19 protein-coding genes are annotated in these 19346 nt (G+C 65.3%); 9 read left to right on the top strand and 10 right to left on the bottom strand.

Going from position 1 to position 19346, the window contains the following annotated elements:
* Positions 1–38 precede the first annotated feature (38 nt).
* A complete protein-coding gene (lpxO, locus tag G4G71_RS27395) occupies positions 39–938 on the bottom strand; it encodes a lipid A hydroxylase LpxO (protein ID WP_089285829.1) in 900 nt (299 codons plus the stop codon).
* A 129-nt stretch (positions 939–1067) separates the two neighbouring features.
* Here lpxO and G4G71_RS27390 point away from each other — a divergent pair, with 129 nt between their 5' ends.
* From G4G71_RS27390 to G4G71_RS27380, 3 genes are read left to right on the top strand one after another with little or no spacing between them, the layout of a single operon-like run.
* On the top strand, positions 1068–1823 hold the full coding sequence (locus G4G71_RS27390; protein WP_169941761.1) for a 5-oxoprolinase subunit PxpA: 756 nt from the start codon (positions 1068–1070) through the stop codon (positions 1821–1823).
* A complete protein-coding gene (pxpB, locus tag G4G71_RS27385) occupies positions 1820–2497 on the top strand; it encodes a 5-oxoprolinase subunit PxpB (protein ID WP_169941759.1) in 678 nt (225 codons plus the stop codon). Before G4G71_RS27390 ends, pxpB begins: the two co-directional genes overlap by 4 nt.
* Positions 2494–3411: a 5-oxoprolinase subunit C family protein gene (locus G4G71_RS27380; RefSeq protein ID WP_169941757.1), complete on the top strand. Its 918-nt coding sequence runs from the start codon at positions 2494–2496 to the stop codon at positions 3409–3411. Before pxpB ends, G4G71_RS27380 begins: the two co-directional genes overlap by 4 nt.
* Here the strand turns inward: G4G71_RS27380 and G4G71_RS27375 are convergent.
* A complete protein-coding gene (locus G4G71_RS27375) occupies positions 3404–3886 on the bottom strand; it encodes an Lrp/AsnC family transcriptional regulator (RefSeq protein ID WP_169941755.1) in 483 nt (160 codons plus the stop codon). The two genes, G4G71_RS27380 and G4G71_RS27375, sit on opposite strands and share 8 nt — an antisense overlap.
* Positions 3887–4021: 135 nt before the next feature.
* Between G4G71_RS27375 and G4G71_RS27370 the strand changes: the two genes are divergently transcribed.
* Entirely contained in the window at positions 4022–4648 is a 627-nt protein-coding gene (locus G4G71_RS27370; protein WP_169941753.1) for a LysE family translocator, read from the top strand.
* A 166-nt stretch (positions 4649–4814) separates the two neighbouring features.
* Here the strand turns inward: G4G71_RS27370 and G4G71_RS27365 are convergent, their stop codons facing one another.
* The 8 genes from G4G71_RS27365 to G4G71_RS27330 all read right to left on the bottom strand — a co-directional run bounded on the left by G4G71_RS27365 (position 4815) and on the right by G4G71_RS27330 (position 13949).
* A complete protein-coding gene (locus G4G71_RS27365) occupies positions 4815–5471 on the bottom strand; it encodes a hypothetical protein (RefSeq protein ID WP_169941751.1) in 657 nt (218 codons plus the stop codon).
* Between the two features lie 161 nt (positions 5472–5632).
* Positions 5633–6604 (bottom strand): peptide ABC transporter ATP-binding protein, encoded by a 972-nt coding sequence (locus G4G71_RS27360; RefSeq protein WP_169941749.1) that lies wholly within the window; start codon positions 6602–6604, stop codon positions 5633–5635.
* Entirely contained in the window at positions 6601–7578 is a 978-nt protein-coding gene (locus G4G71_RS27355) for an ABC transporter ATP-binding protein (protein WP_169941747.1), read from the bottom strand. The genes G4G71_RS27360 and G4G71_RS27355 overlap by 4 nt, the downstream gene beginning before the upstream one ends.
* A 130-nt stretch (positions 7579–7708) precedes the next feature.
* Complete coding sequence (locus tag G4G71_RS27350) at positions 7709–8620, bottom strand: ABC transporter permease subunit (protein WP_045209545.1); 912 nt, start codon at positions 8618–8620, stop codon at positions 7709–7711.
* A gap of 12 nt (positions 8621–8632) precedes the next feature.
* A complete protein-coding gene (locus G4G71_RS27345) occupies positions 8633–9643 on the bottom strand; it encodes an ABC transporter permease subunit (protein ID WP_169941745.1) in 1011 nt (336 codons plus the stop codon).
* Positions 9644–9740: 97 nt separating this feature from the next.
* A complete protein-coding gene (locus tag G4G71_RS27340) occupies positions 9741–11357 on the bottom strand; it encodes an ABC transporter substrate-binding protein (RefSeq protein WP_169941743.1) in 1617 nt (538 codons plus the stop codon).
* A gap of 51 nt (positions 11358–11408) precedes the next feature.
* Positions 11409–13010, bottom strand: coding sequence for an ABC transporter substrate-binding protein (locus G4G71_RS27335; protein WP_169941741.1), 1602 nt, complete (start codon positions 13008–13010; stop codon positions 11409–11411).
* A gap of 222 nt (positions 13011–13232) precedes the next feature.
* The gene (locus G4G71_RS27330; protein WP_169941739.1) at positions 13233–13949 is read right to left on the bottom strand and encodes an SIMPL domain-containing protein; all 717 of its coding nucleotides are present in this window, start codon (positions 13947–13949) and stop codon (positions 13233–13235) included.
* A gap of 230 nt (positions 13950–14179) precedes the next feature.
* Between G4G71_RS27330 and G4G71_RS27325 the strand changes: the two genes are divergently transcribed.
* From G4G71_RS27325 to G4G71_RS27305, 5 genes are all read left to right on the top strand, one after another.
* Positions 14180–15436, top strand: a complete 1257-nt coding sequence (locus tag G4G71_RS27325) for an ATP-binding protein (protein WP_024765915.1) — start codon at positions 14180–14182, stop codon at positions 15434–15436.
* Between the two features lie 24 nt (positions 15437–15460).
* A complete protein-coding gene (locus G4G71_RS27320) occupies positions 15461–16021 on the top strand; it encodes a response regulator transcription factor (protein ID WP_054906642.1) in 561 nt (186 codons plus the stop codon).
* 70 nt (positions 16022–16091) lie between these two features.
* Positions 16092–17825 carry an ABC transporter ATP-binding protein/permease gene (locus G4G71_RS27315; protein WP_169941737.1) on the top strand — a complete coding sequence of 578 codons (1734 nt, stop codon included), beginning with the start codon at positions 16092–16094 and terminating at the stop codon, positions 17823–17825.
* A 192-nt stretch (positions 17826–18017) separates the two neighbouring features.
* Entirely contained in the window at positions 18018–18986 is a 969-nt protein-coding gene (locus G4G71_RS27310; protein WP_169941735.1) for a M23 family metallopeptidase, read from the top strand.
* On the top strand, positions 18967–19344 hold the full coding sequence (locus G4G71_RS27305) for a hypothetical protein (protein WP_240964848.1): 378 nt from the start codon (positions 18967–18969) through the stop codon (positions 19342–19344). The genes G4G71_RS27310 and G4G71_RS27305 overlap by 20 nt, the downstream gene beginning before the upstream one ends.
* Positions 19345–19346 lie beyond the last annotated feature (2 nt).

Raw genomic sequence — 19346 nt, 5'->3', positions numbered from 1 at the left:
GAGGCCTTTTTGATATCGGGGCGCTTGAATCCAGTTGCTCAGATCCACAGGAACAGCGCCAGCACCGCCGCGAAGAAGCCCCACTTCTGCAGGTAGTACAGCTTGCGGTTGCGCTTCTTCAGGGCCTTGCCCTGCAGGCGGATCTTGTACAGCGAGGCGAACGCGCGGTTGATGCCGCCGGTCTTGTCGCCCGCGTCGTTGGGCGAGGCGGCCGCGGCCATCACGTTGCGGCTGAACCAGCGGTTGAAGGCCGTCACCCAGCCGTACTTCAGCGGGCGCTCGATGTCGCAGAAGAGAATCACCCGGTCATGCTCCGTGGTGTTCTCGGCGTAGTGGATATACGTCTCGTCGAACACCACCGCCTCGCCGTCGCGCCAGTGGTAGCGCTCGCCGTCCACCTCGATGAAGCAGCCCGGGTCGTTCGGCGTCAGCAGGCCCAGGTGATAGCGCAGCGAACCAGCGTACGGGTCGCGGTGGCGCACCAGGCGCGAGCCCGGCGGCAGCTCGGCGAACATTGCGGCCTTCACCGACGGAATCTGCCGCAGCAGCTCGGTGGTCTTCGGGCACAGCGCATCGGCCGACGGATGGCTGTCGTCGTACCATTTCAGGTAGAAGCGCTTCCAGCCGGTTTTGAAGAAGGAGTTGAAGCCGACGTCGTTGAGCTGGTCGGAGCGCTTGATGCTGCCGGCATCGCGCAGGTGCAGCGCTTCACTGCGGATGGCTTCCCAGTTCTCGGTCAGCAGGCGCATTTCAGGGAACTGCTCGGTCGCCAGGTATGGGCGGCTGGGTACCTTGGAGAACAGGTACATCAGGCAGTTGATCGGCGCCAGGAAGCTGGAATGGTCGCTCAGCTGGCGCGTGAACTTGTGGCGCACCCGTCCACGCAGGTGGACATAGACGATGCTCAGGCCGAAGGCGGCCAGGATGGCGGCTTTGATCATTCGGGGAGGTATCCGCTACTACAGACCGGGGATAGTACTCCTCCTGAACGTGACTGAGTATTCTCCGAAGGCCAAAGGCCATGGTCTGCTTTACCCTGTAGGAAACTTGGAAGGATGGCGACACCGATGACCGAGAGCACGACGCGAATCCTGCTCAACTGCGACATGGGCGAAAGCTTCGGCGCCTGGCGCATGGGCGACGACACCCATGCCATGCCGCTGATCGACCAGGCCAACCTCGCTTGTGGCTACCACGCGGGCGACCCGCTGACCATGCAGCGCACCGTGCGCCTGGCGGTGGAGCAGGGCGTCAGTATCGGCGCGCACCCGGCCTACCCGGACCTCGCCGGCTTTGGCCGCCGCCACATGAATTGCTCACCCGAGGAGGTCCGCGCTCTGGTGCTCTACCAGATCGGCGCGCTGGATGCCTTCTGCCGCGCCGCCGGCACCCAGGTGGCCTACGTGAAGCCCCACGGCGCGCTGTACAACGACCTGGTGCGCGACGACGCGCTGCTCTGTGCCGTGCTCGACGCCTGCGCGGCCTACCGCAAGCGCCTGCCGCTGATGGTGCTGGCGCTGGCCGACAACAGCCGCGAGCTGCAACTGGCCGATGTGGCCGACGTCCCACTGATGTTCGAAGCCTTCGCCGACCGCGCCTACCTGCCCGATGGCCAGCTCGCCCCGCGCCGCCTGGCCAACGCCGTACACCATGATCCGCAGCGCATCCTCGACCAGGCCCTGGCCATCGCCCGTGGCGAACCCTTCCCGGATATCGACGGCAACCCGCTGCGGCTACGCGCCGACAGCCTCTGCGTGCACGGTGACAACCCCGAATCCCTGGCGGTGCTGCGGCGCCTGCGTGGCCTGCTGGACCAGGCATGATCCGCGTCGAAGCCTTCGGCGCCACGGCGCTGCTGATCACCCTGGCCGAGCAGCCCGACGAAACGCTGCCGCTGCGCATCGCCCGACTGGCTGAGCGACTGCGCGCCGAGCTGGGTACGGCGCTGACGGATTGCGTACCGGGCTGGACCACGCTGTTGCTGCACTACGACCTGTTGCGCATCGACCTCCCGCAATTGCAAAGCCGCGTGCAGGCCGCGCTGGCAGACTGGCCCGGTGACTCCCAAGTGAATGCCGCCGGGCGCCTGCATGAAATCGCCGTGTGGTATGCCGGCGAAGATCTCGCCGAAGTCGCCCGTCTCTGCGGGCTTGCTCCGGCCCAGGTGATCGATTTGCACGTTGGCCGCGACTATCGCGTCGGCGCCATCGGTTTCTCTCCTGGCTTCGCCTACCTCGGCGAGCTGGACGAACGCCTCGCCCTGCCGCGCCGGGCAACGCCGCGCACGCACGTGCCGGCCGGCAGCCTGGCGATTGCCGAGCGCCAGACAGCGGTTTATCCACAGGCCTCGCCCGGCGGCTGGCACTTGCTGGGGCGCACCGCGCAGCGCCTGTTCGATCCCTGCGCGACGCCTCCCTGCCCGCTGGCCGTGGGGGATCGGGTGCGCTTCGTGCCCATCGACGAAGCTGCTTTTCGTGCTGCCGGTGGTGATACATGAGCCTGACAGTCATCGCCTGCGGCCCGCTGTGCCTGTTGCAGGATGGCGGGCGCCAGGGCTGGCAGCAGCTCGGTGTCTCTCCTGGCGGGCCTGTGGATAAACACGCCGCGGCCTGGGCCAATCGCCTGCTCGGCAACCCCTACGGCACAGCATTGCTGGAGATCGCACTGGGCGGCGTGGAGCTGGAGGTGCAGGACGATACCTGGCTGGCGCTGACCGGCGCCGAGCTGCCTGCCCGGCTCGATGGCGAACCGCTTCCCGCTTGGTCGCGTTTTCATGTTCGGGCAGGACAGCGCCTGAAGCTCGGTTTCGCCCGTGCCGGACAGCGCGCCTATCTTTCCGCTGCCGGTGGTTTCCGTGCGGCACCGGTACTGGGTAGCGTTTCGACCCAGACGCGGGAAAGGCTCGGAGGTCTTGCCGGCAATGGCGAGCCCCTGGCCGTGGGGGATGTGCTGGAATGCGCCGCTGCGGGCGAGCATTTCTCCCGTGGCGCCGACGTGCCCTGGCCCTATCGGCCGGACTACCGCGAATGCCCGGTCCTGCGCGTTTTGCCAGGCCCGGATGCCTTCACCACCGAACAGCGCCGGGCTTTCTTCGCCCAGCCTTGGCAGATCAGCCCGCAATCCGACCGCATGGGCGTGCGCCTGCGCGGCGAAGCCCTGGGCGCGCCACGTCGGCAGTGGTCGTTGGGCGTCGTGGAAGGCGCCATCCAGGTCCCGCCGGACGGCCAGCCGATCATCCTGCTGGCCGACCGACAGACCATGGGTGGCTACCCGCTGCTGGGCGTGCTGCACCCGCTGGACATCGGCCGCCTGGCGCAATGCCCGGCGCACAGCGAGGTGCGTTTCGCCCAGGCGGACGTGGAACAGGCGCAGGCGGACCTGCGCGCGTTCCTGAGGTTTTTCGCTACTTAGGCAGGTGCCGCAACGGCAGGGGCGCCGACTCCTTCACCGTCTGGATGGCGAAGTTGCTGCGGATGTCGCTGACGCCTGGCAGCTTGAGCAGGGTGCCGGTGAGGAATTGCTCGTAGGCGCGCAGGTCGGGTAGCACTACTTGCAGGAGGAAGTCCGACTCGCCGCTGACCAGATGCACCGAGATGACCTCCGGCAGGTCGATCACCGCCTGGCGAAAGGCGGCGGCGCTGGTGTCGCTGTGGCGCTCGACCTTCACGCCGACAAACACCGTCAGGCCCAGGCCGACTTCGTCGCGGCCCAGTTCGGCGTGGTAACCGCGGATCATCCCGGCCTCTTCGAGGATGCGCACGCGCCTGAGGCAGGGCGAAGGGGAGAGCCCGATTTCCTCGGCAAGCTGCACGTTGGTCAGGCGGCCGTCGCGCTGCAGGGCGGCGAGGATGCGGTGGTCGTAGGCGTCCAGTTTTGGGGTTGGCATGAATGGCTGGCTATTTGGCTTCGGATTGGCAGGATATGCCAATTGGTAGCTTTGTGCTGGTGGAATACGCAAGCACCTGCTCTGAACTTCAGGCATAGAATCCTTATCCACAATGTCTTCTTCGGAGTGGCTCCTGTGGATATCGGCGTCTTCCTGCTGGCCCTGGCGATGGTCTATCTGCTGCCGGGGCCGGACATGATTCTCCTGCTGCATACCGGCGCACGGGACGGTTGCCGAGCTGCTCTGGCAACCGCTCTGGGGTTGGGCCTGGCGCGCGCCTGCCATGTGGCGCTGGCGGCGACCGGGCTGGCACTGCTGTTCCGCACGGCGCCGTGGACGTTCGATGTGGTGCGCATCGGCGGTGGTCTCTACCTGGCGTGGATCGGTCTGCAACTGCTGCGAGCACCGGCGGGTTTGCCGGTGGCAACGGGAGTGGCCGGGTTATCCACAGTCAGCTACCGGCGTGCATTCCGCCGGGGCCTGCTGACCAATCTGCTCAACCCCAAGGCGCTGTTGTTCTGTTCGGTGCTATTGCCGCAGTTCATTCATCCGCAGAACGGGCCACTGGCGCTGCAATTCGCGCTGCTGGGCGGCGTGCTGGTGGTGGTCGGGCTGGGCTTCGATAGCTTCTACGCGGTCAGCGGCGAGCGTATGGGCCGCTGGTTGGCGCGGCACAGGACGATGCAGCGGGTGCAGCAGTGGGGCTTCGGCGGAATCCTGCTGGGGTTCGGCGTGCGCCTGGCAGTGATCCGCGATCTTTGAACGGGCCTCTTCGTAGAAGCGCAGCCGGATGTGTCGGCGCAGGATTGTAGGAGCGGACTCCGTCCGCGAAAGATTTCCGGCAGCGCTGAGTTGGGCTGTTGCACATCGCGGGCAAAGCCCGCTCCTACGAGAGCCGGACATTACGGTGCAAGGTTGCAGGTAGAGATCACAGGTCGCCTGGCTGGATTTTCCACAGCCGTGCCACGGAAGGCTTCTGCGGATTGCGCGCGACCACCAGCAAGCCGAGTTCCCTGCCACGCAACTCGCGCAGTAACTGCGCGCCCTTGCGCTGTTGCAGGCTCTCGGCGAGATGCCCGAGGGCGATGGCTGCCGCGGCTGGGTGCGTGGCGACCGGCACGTAACTGCCGTCGTCCATGTCCAGCACCACATGCTCTTCTCCGGGCTCCGGAGCCGGGATGTGCAGGCTGGTCTTGAGCAGTTGCGCCATGGCCGCGTCGCGCTGGGCGGCCGTGAGTTGGCCCGGTGGCAAGGCTCGCTCCAGAGGGAGGAACTCGTCCCTCGGCTCGGCTTTCGACTTGGCCTCCGGTGGTGGCGTGGCAGGAGCCTTGGCACGAACCGGCGCGGGTGGCTTTGGCGCTGGCGAGGGCGGTGTGGTGAAGTCCAGTTCTTCCTGGTCGAGTCCATCCCAGTCGATCTCGTCGAGATCGACGTCCCCTGGCGCCTTTTTCTTCGTCGTCGACGATTTCTTCCGTGATTTCACTGCCGCGCGCACGTCCATCCGCCGTTGCCGCTTCCATTTGTGCAGCTGCACATTGGCGACGATGGCGGTGACAAGGATCAGCAGGAGGAAGAACAGCAGCATGCGGAGTGTGGCCCTGTGGATAACGGCCACTGCGGTGCAGGACAGTGGCGGGACGCCACCCTAGCGGGACGCTCTGGATCAGGCCGTAGGCCTGTTCCCGCTGCGCTGTAGGACGCAGCTGTATCCGAAAGAGGGCCGGCCTATGACCGGCCCGTTTCGCATCAGTTCAGGAACTGCTCGGCGTGGTGACAAGCGACTTGTCGTTCATCGAGCAGGCGCAGCTCCGGCACCTCGGTCTTGCAGCGCTCGGTCGCGTACGGGCAGCGCTTGTGGAAGGCGCAGCCGCTGGGCGGATTGAGCGGGTTGGGGAGCTCGCCCTGGATCTTGATCTTCGGCTTGGACGGATCCGGGTGGATTGCCGGGGTGGCCGAGAGCAGGGCCTGGGTGTAGGGATGCAGCGGGCGCTCGTAGAGCTTGTCCGCCGGGCCCATTTCCGCGGGGCGACCGAGGTACATCACCAGCACATCGTCAGCCACGTGGCGGACCACGGCGAGGTTGTGGGAGATGAACACGTAGGCGGTGCCGAACTCCTGCTGCAGGTCCATGAACAGGTTGAGCACCTGGGCCTGGATCGACACATCCAGCGCGGAGGTCGGTTCGTCCGCTACCAGCACCTTGGGCCGCAGCATCATGGCTCGGGCCAGGGCGATGCGCTGGCGCTGGCCGCCGGAGAACATGTGCGGGTAGCGCTGGTAGTGCTCGGGGCGCAGGCCGACCTGCTTCATCATCGCCTGTACGCGCTCGCGGCGTTCGATGCGGGAGAGGCTGGTGTTGATCACCAGCGGTTCGGCCAACTGGTCACCGATCTTCTGCCGCGGGTTGAGCGAGGCGTAGGGGTTCTGGAAGACCATCTGTACGTCGCGGCGCAACTGTTTGCGCTGCTCGTGGTTGGCGCCTTTCACTTCCTGGCCGGCGATCTGCAGCGAGCCGGAAGTGGGCTCCTCGATCAGGGTCAGCGCGCGGGCAAGCGTGGACTTGCCGCAGCCGGATTCGCCGACCACGGCCAGGGTCTTGCCGGCCTGCAGGTCGAAGGACACGCCGTTGAGCGCGCGAACCAGGGCGTGCGGTTTGAACAGGCCCTGGGAGATTTCGTAGTGACGGGTCAGGTCGCGGGCGGTCAGAACGGCGTTCATCGGGCCACCTCGGTGTTCAGGTTGAGCGGGTAGAAGCAGCGCACGGCGCCGCGCTCGTGGGGCTCCAGGGCCGGACGCACGCTGCGGCAGTTGTCCTGCACGTAGGGGCAGCGCGGCGACAGCAGGCAGCCCTGCGGACGGTCGTACTTGCCGGGGACGATGCCGGGCAGGGTAGCCAGGCGCTCTTCACCGGCACTGTGTTCCGGAATCGCTTTGAGCAGCGCTTCGGTATAGGGATGGGTCGGCAGGTCGAACAACGCCGGCACCTGGCCGATCTCCACCGCCTGACCCGCGTACATCACGCAGACGCGCTGGGCGGTCTCGGCGACCACGGCGAGGTCGTGGGTGATCAGGATCAGCGCCATGCCCTGGTCGCGCTGCAGGTTCAGCAGCAGCTCCATGATCTGTGCCTGGATGGTTACGTCCAGCGCGGTGGTGGGTTCGTCGGCGATCAGCAGCTTGGGTTCGCCGGCGATGGCCATGGCGATCGCGACACGCTGGCTCATGCCGCCGGAGAGCTGGTGCGGGTAGGCGTCCAGGCGCTGGGCGGCGCCGGGAATTTCCACCCGTTCGAGCAGTTCCAGCGCGCGCTGGCGCAGGGCCTTGCCGCGCAGGCCGAGGTGCAGCTTGAGCACTTCCTCGATCTGGTAGCCGACGGTGAAGCTGGGGTTGAGCGCGGTCATCGGGTCCTGGAAGACCATGGCGATGTCCTTGCCGACGATGCGCCGACGCTCACGGCCCTTCAGGCGCAGCATGTCGGTGCCGTCGAACTGCATGGTGTCGGCGGTGATGATGCCGGGGGCGTCGATCAGCCCCATCAGCGCCATCATGGTCACCGACTTGCCGGAGCCGGATTCGCCGACGATGGCCAGGACTTCGCCCTTGTCCACCGAGAGGTCGAGGCCATCCACCACCGGGATGGCGTTGCGGTCGCCGAAGCGGACCGAAAGATTGCGCAGGTCGAGGAGGCTCATACGGCGGTCTCCGTCAGTCTCTTGTTCTGGTAGGAGCGAGCTTGCTCGCGAACGGGAAACGCAGAAGATTGCAGGTTCGCGAGCAAGCTCGCTCCTACAGCGGCGGTCAGGTTATGCATGGCTGCTGTCCTCACGCCGCGTTCTTCAGCTTCGGGTCCAGCGCGTCGCGCAGGCCGTCGCCCATCAGGTTGATCGCCAGCACGCTGAGCAGGATGGTCAGGCCGGGCAGCGAGACGACCCACCAGGCGCGCTCGATGTAGTCGCGCGCGGAAGCCAGCATGGTCCCCCACTCGGGCGTCGGCGGTTGTACGCCGAGGCCAAGGAAGCCCAGGGCGGCGGCGTCGAGGATGGCCGAGGAGAAGCTCAGGGTGGCCTGCACGATCAGCGGCGCCATGCAGTTGGGCAGCACGGTGACGAACATCAGGCGCAGTGTGCCGGCGCCGGCGAGGCGCGAGGCGGTGACGTAGTCGCGGTTCAGCTCGCCCATCACGGCGGCGCGGGTCAGGCGCACGTAGGCCGGCAGCGAGACGATGGCGATGGCGATCACGGTGTTGATCAGGCCCGGGCCGAGGATGGCGACGATGGCCACCGCCAGCAGCAGTGAGGGCAGGGCCAGCATGATGTCCATCAGGCGCATGATCACCGGGCCCAGGCGGGTCGGCGAGAAGCCGGCGAGCAGGCCGAGGAAGATGCCGGGGATCATCGAGATCAACACCGAAGTCAGGCCGATCATCAGCGACAGCCGCGCGCCGTGCATCAGGCGCGAGAGCAGGTCGCGGCCCAGCTCGTCGGTGCCCAGCAGGAACTGCGCGTTGCCGCCTTCGAGCCAGAGCGGCGGGGTGAGCAGGAAGTCGCGGAACTGCTCGCTCGGATCATGGGGCGCGACCCAGGGCGCGAACAGCGCGCAGAACACGATGACCAGCATGAACAGCAGGCCGCCGACCGCGCCCTTGTTGCGCGAGAAGGCATGCCAGAACTCTTTCAGCGGGGAGGGGTAGACCAGGCTCGGGTCGCTGGCGGGAGCTTTGCTTGCGATGCTCATGTCGTCGACTCCTCAGCGTTGGTGGCGGATGCGTGGGTTCGCGAGGCCGTAGAGGATGTCCACGATGAAGTTCACCAGGATCACCAGGGTCGCCACCAGCAGGATGCCGTTCTGCACCACCGGGTAGTCGCGGCGTCCGATGGCGTCGATCAGCCATTTGCCGATGCCGGGCCAGGAGAAGATGGTTTCGGTCAGGACCGCGCCGGCCAGCAGCGTGCCGACCTGCAGGCCGAACACGGTGAGCACCGGGATCATGGCGTTGCGCAGGGAGTGCACGAATACCACGCGGGCGGGCGACAGGCCCTTGGCGCGGGCGGTGCGCACGTAGTCCTCGCGCAGCACTTCGAGCATCGAGGAGCGGGTCATCCGCGCGATCACCGCCAGCGGGATGGTGCCCAGCACGATGGCGGGCAGGATCAGATGGCGCACGGCGTCCATGAAGGCGCCTTCTTCATCGGACAGCAACGTGTCGATGAGCATGAAGCCGGTCTTCGGCTCGATGTCGTAGAGCAGGTCCAGGCGCCCGGAGACCGGCGTCCAGCCGAGGCTCACGGAGAACAGCATGATGAGGATCAGGCCCCACCAGAAGATCGGCATCGAGTAACCGGCCAGGGAGATGGTCATCACCCCGTGGTCGAACAGCGAGCCTCGCTTCAACGCTGCGATCACCCCGGCGAGCAGGCCGAAGACACCGGCGAACAGCAGGGCCGCCAGCGACAGTTCGAGGGTGGCGGGAAACAGGGTGAGGAATTCGTGCCAGACGCTGTCGCGGGTGGTCAGCGATTCGCCGAGGTTGCCCTGGGCGAGGTTGCCGATGTAGTCGAGATACTGCTGGTAAAGCGGCTTGTCGAGGCCCAGGCGGTGCATGGCCTCGGCGTGCATCTGCGGATCGACGCGGCGTTCACCCATCATCACTTCCACGGGGTCGCCCGGAATCAGGCGGATCAGCGCGAAGGTGAGCAGGGTGACGCCGAAGAAGGTCGGGATCAGTAGCCCGAAGCGCCGGGCAATGAAGGACAGCATTGTGGGGAGTTCTCCACATGGGATGGTCACGGTTGGGCCGCGTCATGGGCGGTCCGTTCTTGTCGACATCGACCCTTTTGAGGTCTGGTCCTTGTCGTTATGGTCCCGGCGAGCCCTGTAGCTGCACACGGGAAAAATTGTTCGAGCCCAGGGGGCTCAGGGTAAAGCCTGTTACGCCAGGCCGCACCACGGCGAACTGCTTCGGGTAGGCCAGGGCGATCCACGGCGCTTCGTGCTGGTAGATCGCCAGCGCCTGGCGGTAGAGGCCCGCGCGGGTTTCCTGGTCGGTAATGGCGCGGGCCTTGCGCAGCAGTTCGTCGAACTCCGCGTTGCACCAGCCGGCCTGGTTCTCGCCGCTTTTCGCCGCCGCACAGGACAGGTTCGGCGTGAGGAAGTTGTCCGGGTCGCCATTGTCGCCGGCCCAGCCCATGAAGATCAGGTCGTGCTCGCCCTGCTTGGCGCGCTTGATCAGCTCGCCCCATTCGAAGACGCGGATGTCCGCCTGGATGCCGATCTTGCCCAGGTCGTCCTGCAGCATCTGCGCACCGATGCCGGGGTTGGGGTTGGTCGGGCCGCCGCCGGGGCGGGTCCAGATCGACAGTTTCAGGCCGGGCTTGATGCCGGCTTCTTCCAGCAGTTGTTTAGCGCGCGCCGGGTCGTGGGGCCAGACCTTGAGCTGCGGATCGGAACCCCACAGTGTCGGCGGATAGGGCGCCACGGCCAATGTGGCGGCGCCTTCGCCGAACTGCGCGCGCAGGTATGCGTTGCGGTCGAAGGCGAGGTTGATCGCCTGGCGCACGCGCACATCGTCCAGCGGTTTATGCCGGGTATTGATGCCGACGTAGGCGACCAGCAGGGAGTCCAGTTCCTCGACCTTGAGTTTCGGGTCCTGGCGCAGCGCGGGCACGTCGGTGGGCTTGGGGTAGACGGCTATCTGGCAGTCGCCGGCCTTGACCTTCTGGATCCGCACGTTCGGATCAGGGGTGATCGCCAGCAGCAGACGGTCGATCTTCGGCTTGCCGCCCCAGTAGTCCGGATTGGCGGTGAAGCGCACCTGGGCGTCCTTCTGGTAGCGCTGGAAGACGAAGGGGCCGGTGCCGATGGGCAGGTTGTTCAACTGCTCGGCCTTGCCGGCGGCCAGCAGCAGGTCGCCGTACTCGGCCGAGTAGATGGAGGCGAAACCCATCGCCAGGTCGGCGAGGAAAGGCGCCTCGGGGTGCTTGAGGGTGAAGCGTACGTGGTGCTCGTCGAGCTTTTCCACCGTGCCGATCAGGCTCGGCAGGCCCATTGCCTCGGCATAGGGGAAGCCGCGCGGGGCCAGCTTGTTCCACCGGTGCTTCGGGTCGAGCTGGCGCTGGAAGCTCCAGAGCACGTCGTCGGTATTGAACTCGCGGGTCGGCGTGAAGTAGTCGGTGCTGTGGAATTTCACGCCCTGGCGCAGGGTGAAAGTGTATTGCAGGCCGTCGTCGCTGATTTCCCAGCTCTCCGCCAGCGCCGGCACCACGCGGGTGCTGCCGGGGGCGAACTGCACCAGGCGCTCGAAGACCGTCTCGGCCGAAGCATCGGCGGTGGTCGCGGCGGTGTACTGGGTGATGTCGAAGCCCTCGGGACTGGCCTCGGTGCAGACTACCAGGGACTGGGCGAATGCCGAGGTGCAGCCGAGCAGGCTCGCCAGGATCATCCCGGAGAGCCGTTTGCGGAAATGGCTGGGCATGGGGCTGGCGGTCGGGGCTTTGGCCGCCGGCGGTTGCCGGCGGCCGTCGCCTTACTTGCCGACGCTGACGCCGTAGAACGAGTTCAGCGCGAACGGGCTGATCTTGAAGTCCTGCACCGTCTTGCGCATCGGCTGGTACACGGTGGAGTGGGCGATCGGGGTGATCGGCACCTGCTCCTTGAGAATGTGCTGGGCCTGCTTGTACAGCTCGGTGCGCTTGGCCTGTTCCGGGGTGCGCTTGGCATCCTTGATCAGCTTGTCGTAGGCCGGGTCGCACCATTTGGAGAAGTTGTTGCCGTCCACGGCGTCGCAGCCGTAGAGGGTGCCCAGCCAGTTGTCCGGGTCACCGTTGTCGCCGCTCCAGCCGATCAGCATGGCGTCGTGCTCGCCGCCCTTGGCGCGCTTGATGTACTCGCCCCATTCGTAGGTGACGATCTTCGCCTTGATGCCGACCTTGGCCCAATCGGACTGCAGCATCTCGGCCATCAGCTTGGCGTTGGGGTTATACGGGCGCTGCACGGGCATGGCCCACAGGGTGATCTCGGTGCCTTCGGCGACGCCGGCTTTCTTCAGCAGCTCCTTGGCCTTCTCCGGGTTGTAGCCTGCGTCCTTGATGCTGTCGTCGTAGGACCACTGGGTTGGCGGCATGCCGTTCACCGCGAGCTGGCCGGCGCCCTGGTAGACGGCGTCGATGATCGCCTTCTTGTTCACCGCCATGTCCAGCGCCTCGCGCACTTCAAGCTTGTCGAACGGCTTGTGCAGGACGTTGTAGGCGATGTAGCCGAGGTTGAAGCCCGGCTGAGACGGCATGTTCAGGTTCGGGTCCTTCTTCAGCGCTTCCAGGTCGGCCGGGCGCGGGAAGAGGGTGATCTGGCACTCGTTGGCCTTGAGCTTCTGCATGCGCACCGAGGCGTCGGTGTTGATGGCGAAAATCAGGTTGTCGATCTTCACCTCGCCCTTGTTCCAGTAGTCCGGGTTGGCCTTGAAGCGGATCATCGCGTCCTTCTGGTAGCGATTGAACACGAACGGGCCGGTGCCGATGGGCTTCTGGTTGATGTCGCTGGCCTTGCCCTGCTTGAGCAACTGGTCGGCGTACTCGGCGGACTGGATCGAGGCGAAGCTCATGGCGAGGTTCTGGATGAACGCCGCGTCGACTTCGTTGAGGGTGAACTTGACGGTCTTGTCGTCGACCTTCTCCACCTTGGCGATGTTCGCGTCCATGCCCATGTCGGTGAAGTAGGGGAATTCGGTCTGGTACGCCTTACGGAACGGATGGTTCTTGTCGAGCATGCGGTTGAAGGTGAACAGCACGTCGTCGGCGTTGAACTCGCGGGTCGGCTTGAAGTAGTCGGTGGTGTGGAACTTCACGCCGGAACGCAGGTGGAAGGTGTAGGTCTTGCCGTCATCGGATACGTCCCACTTTTCCGCCAGACCGGGGATGACCTGGGTGCCGCCGCGCTCGAACTGGGTGAGGCGGTTGAACACGGTTTCCGCCGAGGCATCGAAGTCGGTGCCGGTGGTGTACTGGCCGGGGTCGAAGCCCGCGGGGCTGCCTTCTGAGCAGTAGACCAGGTTGTTGGCGGCGTGGGCGAGCGGGGCGCTGGCGATCAGCCCAGCGGCAATCATGGCGCGGATGACGGCGTTCTTACGCATTGGGACCTCTGTTTATTCTGGTTGTCATCGAGGGGCAGCCTCGTGAGCTGCGTTGCGTGAAGCTATGCACGGCACATGCCGGGTGCAAGCGGCTAACCGGGATGAGTGTAGAAGTTGTGACGCGGGTGCAAGGGAATGTCGCAATTTCGACAATGGGAACCGTGCGGTCGAGCGGCGGCGCCCCGGTCCCCCAAGGCGCCGCGCTGGAAATGGCCGTGAGTGTTACGGCATCTGCACCTCGATCGTGCCATCGGCGCTGACGGTGACCTGGCTGGTGCCGGCTTCGATTTCCTGCGCCGGTGCCGAATCCATGGAGGCGAACTTGGCGGCGGCCATGCGCATCACCGGCATCGGACGTGGCGCGCCGGAGGTGTTCAGGTTCAGGCTGACCAGCTTGTAGCCCTTGCCGCCGAGCGCGTCGGTGAGTACCTGGGCGCGGGCCTTGAAGGCATCCACGGCGCCTTTCATCATCGCGTCCTCGTTCTTCGCGCGAGTGGCGTCGGCGATGCTGAAGTCCATGCTGCTCATCTTCAACTTGCCCAGCAGGTCGGCGGTGAGTTGCGAGAGGGCGGCGAAGTCGGTGCTCTCCAGACGGATTTCCGCGCGCTCGCGCCAGGCCGTGATCTTCTGGCCCTTGTCGTCATACACCGGGTAGCTGTTGCGGCTGCCCAGGCTGACGGTCACGCCCTTGACCTTGCGTGCCTGCTCCACGGCCGCATTCAGCGCGGTGGTGGTCTCGCTGGCCAGCTTGGCCGGATCGGTGGCCTGGTTCTCGCTGAACAGGGTCACGTGCATCAGGTCGTGGGCGACTTCCTGGCTGACCTCGGCGCGCAGCGAAACCTGGTTGTAGCGAGGTTCGTCTGCCAAGGCTCCCACGCTGGTGGCGCACAGGGCGATGGCGGCGGCGATGGCGGTGAAGGGTTTCTTCAGTACAGACATGGATGACTCCTTGCTCCAGAAAATGTCCCGGCCACAGCTTAGTAGAGCCAGAGGCGAGGACTGTCAGACCCTTTGACGAGGATTCGTTCCGATCCGGGTTATTGACGGATGTCACCAATTGTTTCGGCGCGAAGCGGCCGACGCGGGCCACGCTGGAGTATGCTGTGGCGCTATGCCGCATAAAGGAGAGGAGGCTCTTGGCTATACTCGCGCAAATTCCGGAATTCACCATGCGCCCACCGGTTTTCCAGCTTTCCGCCAGTCGTCAGAACCTTCTGCATCTGACGCTCATCCGTATTCTCGTGCTTGCCGCCCAGGCCGGTTCGGTCGGGCTCGCCTACAAGGCCCAGCTGATTCAACTGCCCTGGCTTGCGCTGGGCGTGACCCTCGGTGTCTCCCTTGTGCTCTGCCTGGGCACGGCTTTGCGCCTGCGCGGCCCGTGGCCGGTCACGGAGCTGGAGTACGCCGTCCAGCTCGCCTGCGACCTGGTTATCCACAGCGTGCTGCTGTATTACTCCGGCGGCTCGAGCAACCCCTTCGTCTCCTATTACCTGGTGCCGCTGACCATCGCCGCGGCGACGCTGCCGTGGCTCTACACCATCGCCCTGGCCGGCCTGGCGCTGGCCAGCTATACGGTGCTGCTGGTGTGGTTCCACCCGCTGGAGATGGCTGCGGGGCAACGCGACAACCTCCTTATCTATGGCATGTGGCTGAGCTTCGCCTTGGCTGCCGCGCTGATCACCTTCTTCGTCGCCCGCATGTCCGAGTCGCTGCGCCGCCAGGAGCAGTTGCAGGCGCAGCGTCGCGAGGAAGGCATGCGTGACCAACAACTTCTGGCCGTGGCCACCCAGGCCGCCGGCGCTGCTCATGAACTGGGCACGCCGCTGGCGACCATGAGCGTACTGCTCAAGGAATTGCGCCAGACCAATGCGGACCAGCCGATGTTGCAGGAAGATCTCGCCCTGCTGCAGGAGCAGGTCAAGCTCTGCAAGACCACCCTGCAGCACCTGGTACGCGCCGCCGAAGCGGATCGTCGCCAGGCGGTGGAAGAGCAGGGCGCCAACGAATGGGTCGAAGCGGTGCTGCGGCGCTGGCATTTGATGCGCCCGGAGGCGAGCTATCGCTACCAGACGCTTGGCAAGGGCAAGGCACCGCGGATGACTCCGCCGACCGACCTCAGCCAGGCGTTGCTGAACCTGCTCAATAACGCGACGGATGCCTGTCCGGACGACCTGGATATCCGCCTGGACTGGGATGCCGGGGAAATCTGCCTGAGCATCCGCGACCAGGGCCCGGGCGTGCCGCTGGCCATTGCCGAACAGCTCGGCAAGCCGTTCTTCACCACCAAGGGCAAGGGGTTCGGCCTGGGATTGTTCCTGAGTCAGGCCAGCGTGACCCGCGCGGGTGGAACGGTGAAGTTGTATAACCATGAAGATGGCGGCACTCTGACCGAGTTGCGTCTGCCCAGAAGCTATGGCGTGGCCTGATCGCCGCGCCCGCGAGGAAGTACCATGAGCGAAGAGATCCTGTTCGAAGGCGAAGAGCAGCCCCACCTGCTGCTGGTGGACGACGATGCCACCTTTACCCGCGTCATGGCCCGCGCCATGACCCGCCGCGGGTTGCGGGTGTCGGTCGCCGGCTCCGCCGAGGAAGGCCTGGCCATGGCCAAGGACGATCTGCCCGACTACGCCGTGCTGGACCTGAAGATGGACGGCGACTCCGGCCTGGTGCTGCTGCCCAAGCTGCTCGAGCTCGACGCCGAGATGCGCGTAGTGATCCTCACCGGCTATTCCAGCATCGCCACCGCGGTGGAAGCCATCAAGCGCGGCGCCACCAACTACCTGTGCAAACCGGCCGACGCCGACGATGTGCTCACCGCACTGCTGTCGCAGCACGCCGACCTGGAGACCCTGGTGCCGGAAAACCCCATGTCGGTCGACCGCCTGCAATGGGAACATATCCAGCGCGTGCTTGCCGAACATGACGGCAACATCTCCGCGACCGCCCGAGCGCTGGGTATGCACCGGCGCACATTGCAACGTAAGCTGCAGAAGCGCCCGGTGAGGCGTTAAGCGATCGATAACACAAAGGAGCGCCAATGAGCGCTCCTTTTTTGTATGTACAGCCGTGCGAGCCCATTCCATGACCGACAGCGCCGAGTACCGCGCCGCGAACGACGCCGTTCGCAGCCGCTTCTTCCACCGAGTCTGGCACCTCACAGCGCCCTACTGGCGCAGTGAAGAAAAGGGCATGGCCTGGCTGCTGCTGATCGTGGTCATCGCTCTCTCGCTGGTGGGCGTGGCCGTCTCGGTCTGGCTCAACAGCTGGTACCGCGACTTCTACAACGCCCTGCAGAACAAGGATGTCGACTCCTTCATCCGGCTGGTCCTGTATTTCTGCGGCATTGCCGCCGCCGCGATCCTGATCGCCGTCTACCGCCTCTACCTGACCCAGATGCTGACCATCCGCTGGCGCCGCTGGCTGACGGAGAAGCACTTCGCCGCCTGGCTGGGCGACAAGAATTACTACCGCCTCGAGCAGCGCGGCCATACCGACAACCCCGACCAGCGCCTGACCGAAGACCTCAACAACTTCACCGATACCACTCTGACTCTTGGCCTTGGGCTGATCCGCAACGTCGTCAGCCTGGTGTCCTTTTCGGTCATCCTCTGGGGCGTTTCCGGCAGCATCGAAATCTTCGGCGTCACCATTCCCGGCTACATGTTCTGGGCTGCGCTGCTCTACGCGGCGGTTGGCAGCTGGCTGACGCACCTGATCGCGCGCCGCCTGATCACCCTGAACAACCAGCAGCAGCGCTTCGAGGCGGATCTGCGTTTCGGCCTGGTGCGGGTGCGCGAGAATGCCGAGAGCATCGCCCTGTACAACGGCGAGGCCAACGAGAACGAACGGCTGATGACGCGTTTCCGCAATGTCTGGGGCAACTTCTGGGAACTGATGAAGGTGCAGAAGCGCCTGACCTTCTTCAGCTCCGGCTACGCGCAGATCGCCATCATCTTCCCCCTGGTGGTCGCCGCCCCGCGTTACTTCGCCGGCAAGATCCAGCTCGGCGAGCTCATGCAGATCAACTCCGCCTTCGGCAACGTGCAGGACGGCCTGAGTTGGTTCATCGACGCGTACGCCAGCCTCGCCAACTGGCGCGCCACCTGCGATCGTCTGCTGAGCTTCCGCGGAGCCATGGCCGATATCGCCCAGGAGTCGGCCAACATCGACGTGCGCAAGTCCGGTCACCTGCTGCAACTGCAGAACCTTGCCCTGAGCCTGGGCAACGGTCGCGGGCTGCTGCAGCCCACCAGCCTGGCGATCAACACCGGGGAACACGTACTGATCGGCGGCCCCTCCGGCGGAGGCAAGAGCACCCTGCTGCGCGCCATGAGCGGCCTGTGGCGCTACGGCAGCGGCGTGGTGCAGATGCCTGAGGCGCGCAGCCTGTTCGTCCCGCAGAAACCCTACCTGCCCATCGGCACCCTCGCCGAGGCGCTCTGCTATCCGGAGCAGGGTGATCGTCACGATCCCGAGCAACTGAAGCAGGTGCTGCACCTGTGCCGTCTGGATTCGCTGGTGCCGCGCCTGGATGAAGCCGATCACTGGCAGCGTGTACTGTCTCCGGGCGAGCAACAGCGTCTGGCCATCGCCCGTGCACTGCTCTATGCGCCGCAGTGGCTATTCCTCGACGAGGCGACTTCCGCACTGGACGAAACCGACGAAGCTGCGCTCTATCAGGTGCTGCTGGACCAACTGCCAGGCGTCACCCTGGTCAGCATTGGCCACCGGGTCAGCCTGAAACGATTCCACCCGCGCCAGCTGCGTCTGGAAGATTATCGTTTGCAGGAGATCGAGGCTGTTCTGCCGGTGTAGTGGCAGTTTGATTCACTGGGATACTGTGAACGTGTTAGTGGGAAACATCTGAAAGTCTTCTCAGACAGGATGAATTCTTCTTATTTGTTTACATTTTTCAGTGTTTAGCCGCTGCGAAGCTTTCAATAACAGGTACCCTGTGCAGCCCGGTCCGAACAGGACCGGGTTTCGTATGATTCAACGGTACCTCGCATGAGCTTCCTTTCCCCTACCCGGCAGGCATTGACCCGTTCGGACCTGCAGCTGATCGATCGGCGCCGGTTCCTGCTGGTGGCCGGCTGCACCGCGCTGCTGTTCGCCGTGGTGGCCTTCGTGGTCGGTGTCTGGGTGGGGCGGGCCAACGTCGAGCCAGTACCGATGCCCGTCCTCGCAAGCGCCCCCGATACCTCGGAAGATGATTCCGCTGAGCGCTTCGCGGCGGAGCGGATAGGGGAGTTGGCCGGTCGCCTGCAAGTGCTGGAGAAAGACGCCACCTACCTGCTCAAGGCTGTCGACAGCCACGAGGAAATCGCGCGCAAACTGTCCAAGGTCGACCCTGAGCTCGCGCCAAAGCCCCAGGAGACGACCACCAAGGGCAAAGGTGGGATCCTGCTGCCGCCGCGCCCTTGTGCCGAACCGTTGCCCACCTCCGGCGTCGATCTGGAACGGAGCGAGCGCTCGGCGAAATGTCTGCGTCGGGTATTCGACCTGCTGATGGACCAGGTGGCACGGCGCAACGCCGACTTCATGGCCATTCCCGCCCGTCGCCCGATGGAGCAGGCGCGCCTGGGGTCGCCTTTCGGCAACCGGCTCGACCCCTTCAATCACCATCTGGCGTTCCACTCCGGCCAGGACTTCTCGGCGCCGACCGGCAGCCCGATCCATGCGGCCGCTGGTGGACGCGTCATCGTCGCAGGGCCGAATCCTTCCTATGGCAATCGCGTGGAGATTGACCATGGCAACGGCCTGGTCACGCGCTATGCCCATGCCTCGAAACTGCTGGTGAAAGTGGGCGACGTGGTGCTGCCGGGGCAGGAGATCGCCAAGGTGGGCTCCACCGGCCGCTCCACCGGGCCGCACCTGCATTTCGAAGTGCTTTACCACGGCGAATTCGTCGACCCACAGAACTTCCTCTCTCTGGGAGGCATGGAGATCGATAGCGATGGTATGGCCTCGGACTAGGAAACCCTCCACCCGCGACCTGCTGCGCGCCGAGCACCGCCCCCATGTTCCTCGTGGTTCCGCGGCGTTGGGCCGCGCGGCCCTGCTCCTGGTTCTCTTGCTGGCCGTGGCGCTGGCGGGCGTCTGGTTGATACGTCACCAGGATGATGTGGCGGGGCGCGAGCAGGCCGATGAACTCCAGACGCTGCATGCGCAGGTCGAGCAGTTGACCGCCGAACTGGAAGACAAGCGCCTGCAGGGCGACGAGGACCGCGCCAATCGTGAACAACTGATGCAGCGCATCGATGCGATGTCCGCCGAAATCAAGAAACTCAAGACTGAGCTGGCCTTCTACCGCCAGCAGAAACCTGGCAAGTAGTA

Origin of the sequence: Pseudomonas multiresinivorans, from assembly GCF_012971725.1 — a bacterium.
In the GTDB taxonomy this organism is placed as follows: domain Bacteria; phylum Pseudomonadota; class Gammaproteobacteria; order Pseudomonadales; family Pseudomonadaceae; genus Pseudomonas; species Pseudomonas multiresinivorans.
This window is presented reverse-complemented; position numbering and strand designations above follow the sequence as displayed.

Coding starts and splice junctions, on each gene's coding strand:
- G4G71_RS27360 (WP_169941749.1), bottom strand. CDS start 6,604: ATGAACGCCGTTCTGACCGCCCGCGACCTGACCCGTCACTACGAAATC.
- G4G71_RS27350 (WP_045209545.1), bottom strand. CDS start 8,620: ATGAGCATCGCAAGCAAAGCTCCCGCCAGCGACCCGAGCCTGGTCTAC.
- G4G71_RS27330 (WP_169941739.1), bottom strand. CDS start 13,949: ATGTCTGTACTGAAGAAACCCTTCACCGCCATCGCCGCCGCCATCGCC.
- G4G71_RS27315 (WP_169941737.1), top strand. CDS start 16,092: ATGACCGACAGCGCCGAGTACCGCGCCGCGAACGACGCCGTTCGCAGC.
- pxpB (WP_169941759.1), top strand. CDS start 1,820: ATGATCCGCGTCGAAGCCTTCGGCGCCACGGCGCTGCTGATCACCCTG.
- G4G71_RS27365 (WP_169941751.1), bottom strand. CDS start 5,471: ATGCTGCTGTTCTTCCTCCTGCTGATCCTTGTCACCGCCATCGTCGCC.
- G4G71_RS27390 (WP_169941761.1), top strand. CDS start 1,068: ATGACCGAGAGCACGACGCGAATCCTGCTCAACTGCGACATGGGCGAA.
- G4G71_RS27335 (WP_169941741.1), bottom strand. CDS start 13,010: ATGCGTAAGAACGCCGTCATCCGCGCCATGATTGCCGCTGGGCTGATC.
- G4G71_RS27310 (WP_169941735.1), top strand. CDS start 18,018: ATGAGCTTCCTTTCCCCTACCCGGCAGGCATTGACCCGTTCGGACCTG.
- G4G71_RS27345 (WP_169941745.1), bottom strand. CDS start 9,643: ATGCTGTCCTTCATTGCCCGGCGCTTCGGGCTACTGATCCCGACCTTC.
- G4G71_RS27325 (WP_024765915.1), top strand. CDS start 14,180: ATGCGCCCACCGGTTTTCCAGCTTTCCGCCAGTCGTCAGAACCTTCTG.
- G4G71_RS27355 (WP_169941747.1), bottom strand. CDS start 7,578: ATGAGCCTCCTCGACCTGCGCAATCTTTCGGTCCGCTTCGGCGACCGC.
- G4G71_RS27340 (WP_169941743.1), bottom strand. CDS start 11,357: ATGCCCAGCCATTTCCGCAAACGGCTCTCCGGGATGATCCTGGCGAGC.
- G4G71_RS27320 (WP_054906642.1), top strand. CDS start 15,461: ATGAGCGAAGAGATCCTGTTCGAAGGCGAAGAGCAGCCCCACCTGCTG.
- G4G71_RS27380 (WP_169941757.1), top strand. CDS start 2,494: ATGAGCCTGACAGTCATCGCCTGCGGCCCGCTGTGCCTGTTGCAGGAT.
- G4G71_RS27305 (WP_240964848.1), top strand. CDS start 18,967: ATGGTATGGCCTCGGACTAGGAAACCCTCCACCCGCGACCTGCTGCGC.
- G4G71_RS27375 (WP_169941755.1), bottom strand. CDS start 3,886: ATGCCAACCCCAAAACTGGACGCCTACGACCACCGCATCCTCGCCGCC.